Source organism: Flavobacteriales bacterium, assembly GCA_026129465.1.
Taxonomy (GTDB): domain Bacteria; phylum Bacteroidota; class Bacteroidia; order Flavobacteriales_F; family PHOS-HE28; genus PHOS-HE28.
Window position 1 is genome coordinate 236,069 of record JAHCIA010000001.1, and the last position, 12,566, is coordinate 248,634.

Genomic DNA, 12,566 nt, shown 5'->3' on the forward strand with positions numbered 1-12,566 from the left:
ATCTTCAGGTCACCTCCCATGGACGGTGATGTCGATCTCCGCGGGCCTTGGCGGGCCATCATCCGTGCGCCGATGGTGCGCATCGGACTCCCCTTCATCATGGGCGTGCTCATGGCGTGGTGGCGCCTTCCATCGCTGGGCATGGTGTCGGCCGTGTTCGCGTGCGCCACACCTGCCGCGACCCTGGTGCTGCTGTTCCCCGGGGAGCGCCTTTCCCGCTGGCAGCGTGGCGCGGTGGTCAGTTTCTGGTTCCTCGCGTTCGGCCTGTTCTGGCAGGTGGCACGATCGCCGGGCGCGGATCCCCTGCATGTGGAGCGTCATGGGGACCGGGAAGGGCCATGGGCGCTCCAGGTCGAAGCGATCAATGGAGCCTCGGAAAAGGTGCTTCGCGCGGATGCCACGTTGATCGCGCTCATGAGAAACGACACGATCGTGCCGCGCCGCGGACGGGTGATGCTCACGCTTCTGCTTCCGCCGGATGGCGAGGTGCCCCGCCGCGGCGATCGTCTGTTGGTGGACGCGGCGCTGACACCGATCTCGCGCATCCCCGATCCCGGTGGTTTCGATCGGCGGGCATGGGCCGCTTCGCGCGGCATCGCCATGGAACTCTTCGCCCCGTCAGCGGCATGGCGCACCGTGGACCATAACGCGCATTGGACCCATCTCTTCGCCAACACGCGCGACCGCATTTCCACCTGGCTCGATGGCAGCGACATGCCGATGCGCGAGCGGGCGGTGGTGAAGGCGTTGGTGCTCGGACAGCGTGATGAGCTCGATGGCGAGCAACGCGCGGCGTTCGCGCGCAGCGGCACCATCCATGTGCTGGCCGTGTCGGGCATGCACGTGGGCTTGATCTACGCGATCCTCTCCTTCCTCTTCGGATGGTGGGGGAAAAGCGGAAAAGCAAGAATGTGGCGCGGCCTCTTCGTATTGCTGGCGCTGTGGGCCTACGCGGGCCTCACCGGCGCTTCGCCCAGCGTGATGCGCGCCACGGTCATGTTCAGCCTCTTCACCCTGGCGGGCATGGCGGCCCAGCGCACCGACCATCTCAACAGCCTCTTCGCCGCGGCCCTGTTGCTGCTGCTCTATGATCCCGCGCTGCTGGGCGTCATCGGATTCCAACTGTCATTCCTCGCGGTGCTGGGCATCATCGTATTCTACAAGCCCATCGAACGGCTTTGGTCGCCGGCCGATCGCATCCTGCGGGGCATCTGGTCGCTGGCCGTGGTCTCCATCGCTGCACAGCTGCTCACCACGCCCTTGTCGCTGCATCTGTTCCAGGCCTTCCCGGTCTGGTTCCTGCCGGCCAATATCATCGTGGTCACGGCAGTGGGCCTGGCGGTGAATGGAGCGGTGGCCTTGCTCCTGCTGTACAAGGTGCCCGTCATCGGTCCGGCGATCACCTGGGCCATGACGATGCTGCTGAAGACCGTGGCGTCCGTCACCGCATTCTTCGCTTCGTTGCCGGGCGCCTATCCTGAGGTGCGTGTGGGGCCCGCGGCGGTGGTGTTGTTGTACATCCTGATCCTCGCCGTGGCGGCCTGGTGGCAGTGGAAGTGGCGAAGCATGCGGTGGGTGGCCGGGCTGGCCTGTGGCGCCTTGCTGGTGGTCTGGGGTGCCCAGGCGCGGGAAGCGCGGCAGCGTGCCTCCTTCGTGGTCTATGATGAACGTGGACCGGTCGTGGCGGCGATGACCCAAGGACGCGAACTGGTGGTCCATGCGTCCGATCCCGGTCTGCTCCACGATGGATGGATCGCGCGCAAGCTGGAACGGCACTGCCGGGCACATGGGCTGGCGATCGCCAGCTTGGTCGGAGATGGGATCATTTGGAGTGATGGACCTCAACAACACGGACCCACGCTGGCCATGGCCGGCCGCTGGCGATCACCGGCATTCGATGTGGTCTTTGTGCGCGATGACCATGATCCGCCCAAAGCGTGGCAAGGAGGCAGGCTGGATGCGGTGGTGGTGGACCGACGACGGTGGTTGGACGAAGCGGACCTGGAGACGATCGCCACCATGGCGGACCGGCTCGTGCTCGGTGGAGAGCTCCCCTGGCGGGTACGTGACAAGGCCCTGCGTTGGTGCACCGAGCATGGCGTGCCGGTGCACGATGTCCGCGGGCAGGGCGCCTTTGTGCTGACGAAGCGGCTGCCCTACAACAACTCCATGTAAGGGAAGGGTTCCAGCGCTGCGGACACGTTGCCGATGGCCTGCCTGCCCAGCAAGGGCGGAACGGTGTAGTGCTCCAGCAGTTCATCGGCGTACGGCTGGATCAACGCGGCGGCATGCTCCGCATCGGTGTCGGGGGACAACCAGGCCGCATCCATTGCCTTGGGCAGGATGAAGGGCATGCGTGGCCCATCCGCCTTCGGATTGTTGTGGATGCGGGCCATTTCCACATTCGCCACGGTGGTCACGATGCTCACGGTGCCTGTCAACTCGCCGGTACCGGGATCCCGCCAGATGCTGCGCACGCCGCCCAGCGCGATCGGCCCACCATCGCGGGCGCGGATGTGGTAGGGGAAGGAGCGCTTGCCCAGGTGATGGAACTCGAAGAACCCGTCCACCAGGATGAGGCATCTGTGCCTGGCGGCTTCGCGGAACGCGGGCTTCTCGAACAGCGTCTCGCCACGTGCGTTCAAGGTCCGCCTGCTCAACTCCGCCGCCTGCGCGTGGTCCTTCACCCAATGGGGAATGAGTCCCCAACGCAACAACTCGAAGCGTGGGCCATCATCGCGGTGGAAGCACAGCAGCTTGGGATGTGTGAAACCGCTGACATGGAACATCGGCGGCTGACCGGTGGTGATCTCCTCCAGTTGTTGTTCCAACTCGAGGATCTCGGCCTCGTCCGCACCCGCACGACGCGCATAGGTGATCTTGCGCTTGGTGAGGTAGGCCACCGTGTAGCACATGGCTACAACTCACTCAGCCGGAAGGTGTCCTTCACACGTACGCCCTTTTCAGTGGCCTGCACGGTGCAGCACTCCGTGTGCGCATCATGCTCGAAGAAAAGCACGTAGTCGTTCTTCACCGCCACGTCCAGGAAGTCGCTCTTCTCATCGATCGTGAGCAGCGGGCGCGTGTCGTAGCCCATCACCCAGGCGATGGGGATGTGGTGCACGCTTGGCAGCAGATCGGCCATGAAGACCACTGTACGGCCTTTGTAGCGGATGTGTGGGATCATCATGGCATCGGTGTGGCCGTTCACCAGGAACACGTCCACGTCGGGCATCACATTGCGGATGTAGCAGTTCTCCTCGTTGCTGCGCCGGCCGATGTTGACATGTTTCAGGCGCCCGCTTTGTTCGATGGGCAGGATGTTCTCCTTCAGAAAGCTGGCCTTCTCGCGGGCGTTGGGCTTGGTGGCCCACTCCCAATGGTACTCGTTGCTCCAGTAGTGCGCGTTGCGGAAGGCGGGCTCGTAGCCGTCGCGCCTGCTGTTCCATTTCACGCTTCCGCCGCAATGGTCGAAGTGCAGGTGGGTGAGGAACACATCGGTGATGTCGTCCGGTGTGAAACCCAGCTTCTTCAGCGATCCCTCCAGCGTGGCTTCGCTGTGCGGTTCGTAATGGCTGAAGAACTTGGCGTCCTGCTTGTCGCCCAGGCCGTTGTCGATCAGCATCAACCGGTTCCCCGATTCCACCAGCAGGCAGCGCAGCGCCCAGGTGCAGAGGTTGTTCTCGTCGGGTGGCAGGTGCTTGGCCCAGAGCTTCTTGGGCACCACGCCGAACATGGCGCCGCCGTCGAGCTTGAAGAGGCCGGTGTCGATGGTGTGGAGCTTCATGGGGGACGAAGATCGGGAATAGGCCACCGAACATATGTAGGCATGCTTCATTGGGAGGCTGCTGGGACCCCTGCCCAGTATCGCGCTTCCCACAGGTCATCGTTGACGCATTCCATGCGCAAATGGATCATGGGCGGACGGCCGCGTGCAACTTCGCCGCATGCCACGGGTCCATTTCATCGCCATCGGCGGCAGCGCCATGCACAACCTGGCGATCGCGCTGCACCAGCAGGGTTTCGAGGTCACCGGGAGTGACGACGAGATCTTCGAGCCGAGCCGCAGCCGGTTGGACCGCCTGGGCCTGCTGCCGGACAGGCTCGGCTGGCGGCCGGAGGACATCACCCCCGGCATCGACGCGGTGATCCTGGGCATGCACGCCCGCATCGACAACCCCGAGTTGAAGCGCGCGCAGGATCTGGGCATCCCCGTCTTCAGCTACCCCGCGTATTTCCATGAAAGCACGCGCCACAAGACCCGTGTGGTGATCGGCGGGAGCCACGGCAAGACCACCATCACCAGCATGATCGTGCATGTGTTGCGGCACGCGGGCATCGCTTTCGATTATCTGGTGGGCGCCCAGTTGGAGGGTTTCGACTGCATGGTGAAGCTCAGTGACGAGGCGCAGGTGGCGATCATCGAAGGCGATGAATACCTCGCATCGGCACTCGAACCCGTGCCCAAGTTCCATCTCTACCGGCCGGACATCGCGCTCATCAGCGGTATCGCCTGGGACCACATCAATGTGTTCAGGACCTACGAGAGCTATGTGGACCAGTTCAAGAGGTTCATCGCGTGCATCGAACCAGGGGGCAAACTGGTCTATTGCGCCGAGGATCCCGAGGTGAAGCGCCTGGCGGAGGATGCTCCGGCCGACCTGCCCAAGGTCCCTTACGGTGTGCCGCCGCACCGGATCGCCGATGGTGTGACGATCCTCAGAACGCCCCAAGGTGAGGTCCCGCTGCGGGTCTTCGGCCGGCACAACCTGCAGAACCTGGAAGGGGCGCGGCATGTGTGCCACATGCTGGGCATTGGCGATCGGACCTTCCATGAGGCCATCGCCACCTTCCACGGCGCCGCGCGGCGCTTGGAGAAACTGGCCGAGGTGCCCGGCCGCGCGGTCTTCAAGGACTTCGCCCATTCGCCCAGCAAGCTGAAGGCGACCGTGCAGGCGGTGCGCGAGCAGTTCCCCGGCCGGACCCTGGTGGCCTGCATGGAGTTGCACACCTACAGCAGCCTCAGCGAGGGTTTTCTGGACCAGTACCACGGCAGCATGGCGGGCGCCGACCATGCGATCGTTTTCTACGACCCGCATGCGGTGGAACTCAAGCGCCTGCCGCCGATCCCGCCCGAGCGCATCCAGCGCGCCTTCGGCAGCGACGACCTGCAGGTGCTCACCGATCCCATCGCGGTCATGGGCGCCGTTCGCCGGGGATCGCCAGGTGACGGGGTGCTGCTGATGATGAGCAGCGGAAATTTCGGCGGACTCGATCTTCAGGCGTTGAGCGAGGCCTTCATCGCATGAAGCGCCGCAGCACCTTGTGCTGCAGGATGCCGATGAAGAGCGTATTGAAAGCACCGGCCGCGAGCAGGGCCAGGAAGGAGATGGTGGCGTAGTTCAGCGGCGTGAAGAAGGCTTCCATGCGCGGGCGGATCACCACCTCCGGCTGCCCTTCGGCCATGCCACGTGCCACCAGCTCATCGATGCGGAAGGCGAAGTGGTCGGACTCCAGCCAGCTGAAGTAGGCCCACAGGAACAGCCCGATCAGCAGGGCGTAGAGCGCGGCGTTGCGGAAGGTCTCGCGCAGCAGGGCGGGGAAGGGCGTCTCGCGATCATGCGTCAGCGCACGATGGCCGGTGAACCAGACGATCGTGACCAGCGCGAGCAGATGCACCAACATGAAGCTGGTGCCTTCCAACGGGCGCCCCGCGTAATAGAGCCCGATGCGCAGTGCCATCACGGCCAGGGCGGAGAGGATCGTGAACATCATGGGTCCAGTGTCCTGTCGATCAACGATCCGTCAAGATCCGGGAGCGACCTCCAGCCCATCAACCTCAACTACCCGTTCATGCTCACCAGGAACTCCTCATTGCTCTTCGTGCCCTCCATGTGCTTCTTGATGAATTCCATGGCCTCCACGCTGTTCATGTCGGCCAGGTGCTTGCGGAGGATCCAGGTGCGTTGGAGCACGTCCTTGTGGTGCAGCAGATCGTCGCGCCGCGTGCCGCTGGATTGGATGTCGATGGCGGGGAAGATGCGGCGGTTGGAGATCTTCCGGTCCAGCTGCAGTTCCATGTTGCCCGTGCCCTTGAACTCCTCGAAGATCACCTCGTCCATCTTGCTGCCGGTATCGATCAGCGCGGTGGCGAGGATGGTGAGGCTTCCACCGTTCTCGATCTTGCGCGCGGCACCGAAGAAGCGCTTGGGCTTTTGCAGCGCGTTGGCGTCCACGCCGCCGCTGAGGATCTTGCCGCTGGCGGGCTGCACGGTGTTGTAGGCGCGCGCCAGGCGGGTGATGGAGTCCAGCAGGATCACCACATCGTGGCCGCATTCCACCATGGCCTTGGCCTTCTCCAGCACCAGGCCGGCGACCTGCACGTGGCGCGAGGCGGGTTCGTCGAAGGTGCTGGCGATCACTTCGGCCTTCACATTGCGCGCCATCTCGGTCACTTCCTCCGGGCGCTCGTCGATCAACAGCACGATGAGGTAGGATTCCGGGTGGTTCTTCGCGATGGCGTTGGCCACGTCCTGCAGGAGGATCGTTTTGCCGGTCTTGGGTTGCGCCACGATGAGGCCGCGCTGGCCCTTGCCGATGGGCGAGAAGAGGTCCAGCACGCGCATGCTGAGGTTGGCGCCCTTCTCGGCCAGGTTGAACTTCTCGTCCGGGAAGAGTGGCGTGAGGAATTTGAAGGGCACGCGGTCGCGGACCCATTCGGGGTCGCGGCCGTTGATACTCTCCACCTTCATCAGCGGGAAGAATTTGTCGCCCTCACGCGGTGGGCGCACATAGCCTTGCACGGTGTCGCCGAGCTTCAGACCGTATTGCTTGATCTGTTGCTGGGTCACATAGACGTCATCAGGCGAGGCCAGGTAGTTGTAGTCGCTGCTGCGAAGGAATCCGTAGCCCTCCGGCATCACCTCCAGCACACCGTTGGTCTCCACGAAGGCGTCGAAGGCGATCTGCTCGCGCGCCGGTCTTTCCTGGTCGCGCATCGGCCGGTCCTGCTGGGGGCGGTCGCCACGCTGCTGGTTCCTGTCCTGCCGCTGTTGATCGCCGCGTCCCTGGTCGCGTCGCTCTTGTGGGCGGCCTTCCTGGCCGCCGTCGCCGCGCTGTTCCTGCCTGCCGGCGGGCGGGTCCCGTCTGTCGCGGCGGTCGTCGTGCCGACGCTCCTGGCGGCCTCCACCTTCCGGCCTTTCGCGCGGAGCATCGGTCGTCGTTCCAACGGCCGGGCTTTCTCCACCCTCTTCCTCGGCATCGTCATCGCCATTCTCCTCGTCGTCGCCGTCCTCCTCCTCATCGTCATCATCCCCTTCGGCCACCTCGGCCGGTGGCGGGTCTTCGGCCAGGGTGGGCTCATCCGATGTGGCCAGTTCGGTCAGGGCCTCATCATCGGCGGTGAACGCCGGCCCCATGGCCTTGCCACTTCCGCCTTTGCCGGCCTGCGCGGCGAGGATCTTCTCGATGAGGTCCTGCTTCTTGAGGTTCTCGGCCTTCTTCAGATCGAGCTGCTTGGCGATCTCCTTCAACTCGGAGAGCTTCATGCCGCCCAGGGTCGCTGCATCATACATGTGCGCCGTGATGTGGTTGTCTTGGAATTCGGCCCTTGCGGGTCCAACGGAAAGCCTCGTGGGCTCTTGTGCTTCTTACAACAGGGAAGGAGGGTGGTGGGAGGCGGACCATCCTGGGTCCGCGAAAGGATCCGCACCGGATCGAATATGTTGCAATGTTAGGGTCTCCGGTCCGAATGGCAAGGTGGCCGGGTGGTTTTTTTCCACCGGGACAGGACGGGTATTTTCGCGCCCCGGCCATGTTGCAGCGCGTCCAATCCCTCTTTCTGGCCCTTGCGGCCCTTGCGGCGATCGCTACATGGTGGTTCCCGGTCATGGCCTATTCGGCCGGGGGGGGCGGCTACGTGTTCCGAACGGCCGGGCTGCTGGGTCCGGCGGGCGAGCCGGTGGAGGAGGCGGCGTTCCGGCTTCCTTTCCAGTGGGTCCTCACCGCCTTGGCCGCCGTCCTGCTGGTGACCATCTTCCTGTATGGCGATCGCAAGCGCCAATTGCGGGTGCTCCGGGGAAGCTATCTCCTGACCCTGCTGGTGATCGCCTTCCTGTTCATCACGGACCGCTCGCTCCGTGGCTGGCTCGGCACCATGGGGCCTGTGGAGGCGCATTTCGGGATCGCTTTCTTCCTGCCTTTCGCCACGCTGCTCCTCACCTTCCTCGCGGAACGTGCCATCCGCCGTGATGAGGAACTGGTGCGTTCGGCCGACAGGCTGCGCTGAAAGCCTATTCCACCTCCACCTTCAAGGTGGTGTGCGCATCGCCCGCCTGGAGCACGAGCAGGTAGGTCCCACGCGCTATGCCATGCAACGGCAGCGCTTGCCGCTCATCCACCCCGCTGAAACGCAGGTCGCGTCCGGCCACCCGCCGGCCGTCGAGCGCGAAGAGTTGCGCGCTTACCGTTCTCCCCACACAGTCGTGGACATGGATCCAAAGCAGGTCCTTCGCGGGATTCGGGTAGACGTCGACACCGCAGGGAAAGCCATGCTGGTGGTCGTCCATGCCCACGCTGCCCAGGGGATGCGTGTCGAAGCCGGCGTTCATCGGCTCCGCGAGCATGGCGGCGGTGGCCAGCGTGGCTTTGGTGCAGTTGACGAGGAAGGGGATGTCCAGCGTGGCGATGGCGTCGTTGGGCGTGTGGTAGTTGGCATTGCGGAACTCGCTGCCATCGGTGAGCATCAGGGCTTTCATGCCCACATCCCAGAACCGGGCGTGGTCGCTGCGCCGCAGGTCGGGCGCGATCTGGCCATTGCCAGGCACCACCAGGGCGATGCGGGACAACTCGGGCACGTAGGTGTCCACCGCATCGAGGCAGGTCTCCACCAGGCTGTTGCTGGCGGTGTTGCCCACCACCGTAAGGAAGTCGCCCCGGTAGTCGTTCGCGGCCAGCGCGGCGATGGCGTCGGGGAACAGGATGTTGAACCCGGCGGGCACCTGCTGGCTGTTGGGCTCATCGCTGTAATAGCCGATCATCTCCAGATTGAGCACCCCGTCGATCCGTTCCCACGCGGGGATGCCGCTCTGCACGTAGTATCCGGAGCCGATCAGCCCCTGCTCCTCGAAACTGAAGCCGATGTAGCGCAGGCTGTTGCGGAAACGGTACTGGGACAGGATCCGTGCGATCTCCAAGGTGGCCACCACACCGCTGGCGTTGTCGTCCGCGCCGGGTGTGTTGGACACCGCGTCGTAGTGCGCGTCCACGATGTAGGTGAGGGTGTCGTAGCGCAAACCCGCTTGGCGGCCGATGACGTTCGGCACATTGGTGCCCAGCACCACCACATCCTGTGTGCCCACCTCGATGTCCATGCCGTTGAAGCGCCCCAGGAGCGTGTCGCGGATCGCCTGGATGCCGGCGAGATGGCTGCTGTAGTGGCGGGGGATCGCCACCACCTCCAAAAGCCCGGCGAGGTTCTGGGCATCCACCTGGTCCACCATGGTCTGGATGTCCGGCGCATGGCCATCATCGGCCACCACCATCACCACGGCTTCCCAGATGTTCGGCACGCCATCGAACGCCCAGGTGATGGTGCGTCCGGTGCCCGGCAGGATGCCTGCGCCCACATCACCCGAGACCTGTGTTACCGGCACCTGCCAGGTGAGGCCTCCATTGAGTGAGGCGCGCAGGGTCACCTCAGAGGGGTCGTTCTCGGTATCGCTGAGGTCATACGTGATGGTGGCCGTGGCCGCACCAAGGTCCAAAGCCGTGGAGGTGATGTTCACCACCGGTGCGAGGTTCTGGCCGGAAGCGGCGAGCGCGAGCGAGAGCGCGGGAAGGACAAGCGAGCGGTACATGGCGGGATGTTTCAGGGTACACCGCACAAGGTAGTCCCGCCCGGCGAACATCAGGCCTCAGCGGCCGCCCTGCTTGAAGCGTTCGATCGCCGCACGGGTGAAGTCCGACAACACGAGCCGCCCGCTGATGGCGGCACGCTCCACCAGCAGCCGGTCCCAGTGCTCGGTGCCGCTCCAGGCGACAGCCTTCAGTTCGCGCATGGCCTCGGGGCTGTAGCCGGAAAGTTCGCCCGTAAGTTCCTTCAGGCGCAGGTCCAGGTTGCCGATGTGTGGGAACAATTCGCTGTAGAGCCCGTGCCGCTCGCACCAATGGCTGTCGCGGCGCATGGCTGGCGTGGCGCTCATCAGCGTGAAGGCGCCGGTGCCCACCTTGCGTTCCACCGCCGGGCCCACCACGAAGGGGCCTATGCCGATGGCCAGTTCGCTCAGGCGTGCGGTGGCCTCCTCGTGCGCCAGGGCGATGTCCACCGCGGCCGCCAGCCCCACGCCACCGCCCACCACGTGCGCATGGATGCGGCCGATGACGAAGACCGGTGCCTTGCGGATGGCGTTGATCACCAACGCGAAGCCGCTGAAGAAGGCCAGTCCCTGCGCCTCGTTCCCGATGGACACCAGTTCATCGAAGCTGGCGCCGGCGCAGAACGCCTTGTCGCCCTCGCTGCGCAGCACGATCACACGCACGGCCGGGTCCTGGCCCGCCTTTTCGATCGCCTCGGCCATGCCTCGCAGGATGTGGCCCGGCAGGCTGTTGCTCTTGGGGTGGTGGAAGGTGACCGTGGCGATGCCGTCCGCAATTTCGGCCTTGACGTATCCGTCGCTCATTGGCATTTCGGTTTTCGTGGCCGAAGTTCGTGCTTGCGTACGAACACGATCGCCATGACCCATCGCCGCGATTTCATCCGCCAGAGCGCCGCGCTGCTCGGCGGGCTGGCCCTGCATCCCACCGCTGAGGCGGCCTATGGCCCACTGGCCCGCCTGCAGGCAAGGCCGGGATCGAAGGAAGGGGAGGGCACCTTCTGGCGCCATGTCCGCGCCGCCTTCGCCAGCAGCCCCACGCTCATCAACCTCAACAACGGCGGCGTGTGCCCTTCGCCCCGTGCGGCCATGGAGGCGCTGGACCACTACAACCGCATGTGCAACGAGGCGCCCAGCTACTACATGTGGCGCATCCTGGACCAGGACCGCGAGCCGCTGCGGCGCAACCTGGCCCGCATCGCCGGTGTGCCGCATGACGAGCTGGCCATCGTGCGCAACGCCACCGAGGCGCTGAACACGATCATCTTCGGTCTGCGGCTGGCCAAGGGCGATGAAGTGGTGGTGGCCACCTGCGACTATCCCAACATGGCCAACGCCTGGAAACAGCGCGCGCTGCGCGATGGCGTGAAGCTCGTGTACGCCGACCCGAAGCTGCCTGGCGATGACGAGGAGGCCATGGCCCAGGCCTACATCAAATGCTTCACGCCACGCACCAAGGTGGTCCACATCACCCACATCGTGAATTGGAACGGCCAGATCATGCCCGTGCGGCGCATCGCCGACGAGGCGCACAAGCGGGGCATCGAAGTGCTCGTGGATGGTGCGCACGCGTTCGCCCTGCTGGACCATTCCATCGCCGACCTCGGTTGCGACTATTGGGGTACCAGCCTGCACAAGTGGCTCTGTGCGCCCTTCGGCACAGGCATGCTGTGGATCCGGAAGGAGAAGGTCGCTCGCGTATGGCCGCTGCTCAGCAACGACAAGCCCGAAAGCGACGATATCCGCAAGTTCGAGTCACTCGGCACGCGCAGCTTCCCCATCGAGATGGCCACCGGCTACGCGATCGACCTGCACGAGACGATCGGCGCGCGGCGCAAGCAGGAGCGGCTGCAACAGATGCGGATGTACTGGACCGATGCCGTGCGCGACGTGAAGGACCTGCGTTTTGAAACGCACCCCGATCCGCAATACGGCTGTGCCATCGGCACCTTCGGGATCAAGGGGAAGAAAGCCACCTGGATCGCCGACAAGTTGTTCGAACGCTGGAAGGTGCATACCGTGGCCATCGAACGCGAAGGGATCCCGGGCATTGAAGCACCCTACGACCACGTGCGTGTGACGCCCAACGTCTACACCAGTTTCGAGGACCTCGACCGGCTGGTGGAAGGCATCCGCGATGTGGCGAAGGGTTGAGCCTACAACCTGCGTACGCCCACATAAGCGGCCAGCAGACCCAGGGCCAGGCTGGGCAGCAGCATGGCGCCCTGGAAGAGCATCAGGTGGAAGCCCAACGCGCAGATCATCAGCACCATCAGCCCAAAGGCCGCCATGGTGGTGAGCCAGGGCTTGATGCCGGTGAGCGCCGGCAGCACCACGCCCAGCGCACCGGCCACCTCCAGTGCGCCGATCATGCGTACCGCCCATGCAGGCACCGCCCCGGGCCAGGACATGATCCGGATGAGTTCCTCCATCGGCATCAGCAAACGCATGAGGCCCAGGACGAGGAATGAAACGAAGAGGGTCCATTGCGCCGCCCATACCAGGCGGCGTTGCGCTGCCGGGAGTTGCTCCGCGGCCAGGCGTTGCGCGATGTGTTCCATCGTGATGGGTGTTGGTGGTCGTTGAACCCCACCGGCCGGCCAGCCGGTGCTCACCATCCGCACATGCTCAAAGAACACCGTGAAGATACGGCACGGTCATGTCCCCATGGGGGAACTTTCATCCGGCCTGTAT

Annotated in this window: 11 protein-coding genes; 4 read left to right on the forward strand and 7 right to left on the reverse strand. The window is 64.6% G+C overall.

The window, feature by feature from the left end:
• Positions 1-18: 18 nt before the first annotated feature.
• Positions 19-2,175, forward strand: a complete 2,157-nt coding sequence (locus KIT10_00930; protein ID MCW5897804.1) for a ComEC/Rec2 family competence protein — start codon at positions 19-21, stop codon at positions 2,173-2,175.
• On the opposite strand, the gene KIT10_00935 is transcribed toward KIT10_00930, so the two are convergent.
• On the reverse strand, positions 2,157-2,915 hold the full coding sequence (locus KIT10_00935) for an SOS response-associated peptidase (GenBank protein MCW5897805.1): 759 nt from the start codon (positions 2,913-2,915) through the stop codon (positions 2,157-2,159). The two genes, KIT10_00930 and KIT10_00935, sit on opposite strands and share 19 nt — an antisense overlap.
• 2 nt (positions 2,916-2,917) lie before the next feature.
• Positions 2,918-3,787 (reverse strand): MBL fold metallo-hydrolase, encoded by an 870-nt coding sequence (locus tag KIT10_00940; GenBank protein MCW5897806.1) that lies wholly within the window; start codon positions 3,785-3,787, stop codon positions 2,918-2,920.
• Between the two features lie 160 nt (positions 3,788-3,947).
• Here KIT10_00940 and KIT10_00945 point away from each other — a divergent pair, with 160 nt between their 5' ends.
• Positions 3,948-5,309: a peptidoglycan synthetase gene (locus KIT10_00945; GenBank protein MCW5897807.1), complete on the forward strand. Its 1,362-nt coding sequence runs from the start codon at positions 3,948-3,950 to the stop codon at positions 5,307-5,309.
• Here KIT10_00945 and KIT10_00950 read toward each other — a convergent pair.
• Together KIT10_00950 and rho are read right to left on the reverse strand one after the other, a co-directional pair.
• Positions 5,299-5,775, reverse strand: coding sequence for a hypothetical protein (locus tag KIT10_00950; GenBank protein MCW5897808.1), 477 nt, complete (start codon positions 5,773-5,775; stop codon positions 5,299-5,301). The genes KIT10_00945 and KIT10_00950 overlap by 11 nt on opposite strands.
• Positions 5,776-5,843: 68 nt before the next feature.
• On the reverse strand, positions 5,844-7,574 hold the full coding sequence (gene rho / locus KIT10_00955; GenBank protein ID MCW5897809.1) for a transcription termination factor Rho: 1,731 nt from the start codon (positions 7,572-7,574) through the stop codon (positions 5,844-5,846).
• Between the two features lie 239 nt (positions 7,575-7,813).
• On the opposite strand from rho, the gene KIT10_00960 reads away from it, so the two are divergent.
• The gene (locus tag KIT10_00960; GenBank protein ID MCW5897810.1) at positions 7,814-8,287 is read left to right on the forward strand and encodes a DUF4293 domain-containing protein; all 474 of its coding nucleotides are present in this window, start codon (positions 7,814-7,816) and stop codon (positions 8,285-8,287) included.
• Positions 8,288-8,291: 4 nt separating this feature from the next.
• Here the strand turns inward: KIT10_00960 and KIT10_00965 are convergent, their stop codons facing one another.
• Both KIT10_00965 and KIT10_00970 read right to left on the reverse strand, forming a co-directional pair.
• On the reverse strand, positions 8,292-9,857 hold the full coding sequence (locus tag KIT10_00965) for a M28 family peptidase (protein ID MCW5897811.1): 1,566 nt from the start codon (positions 9,855-9,857) through the stop codon (positions 8,292-8,294).
• Positions 9,858-9,914: 57 nt separating this feature from the next.
• A complete protein-coding gene (locus KIT10_00970; protein MCW5897812.1) occupies positions 9,915-10,685 on the reverse strand; it encodes an enoyl-CoA hydratase/isomerase family protein in 771 nt (256 codons plus the stop codon).
• Positions 10,686-10,733: 48 nt separating this feature from the next.
• On the opposite strand from KIT10_00970, the gene KIT10_00975 reads away from it, so the two are divergent.
• Positions 10,734-12,026: an aminotransferase class V-fold PLP-dependent enzyme gene (locus tag KIT10_00975; protein MCW5897813.1), complete on the forward strand. Its 1,293-nt coding sequence runs from the start codon at positions 10,734-10,736 to the stop codon at positions 12,024-12,026.
• A 2-nt stretch (positions 12,027-12,028) separates the two neighbouring features.
• Here the strand turns inward: KIT10_00975 and KIT10_00980 are convergent, their stop codons facing one another.
• Positions 12,029-12,433 carry a DoxX family protein gene (locus tag KIT10_00980; GenBank protein ID MCW5897814.1) on the reverse strand — a complete coding sequence of 135 codons (405 nt, stop codon included), beginning with the start codon at positions 12,431-12,433 and terminating at the stop codon, positions 12,029-12,031.
• Positions 12,434-12,566: the final 133 nt, after the last annotated feature.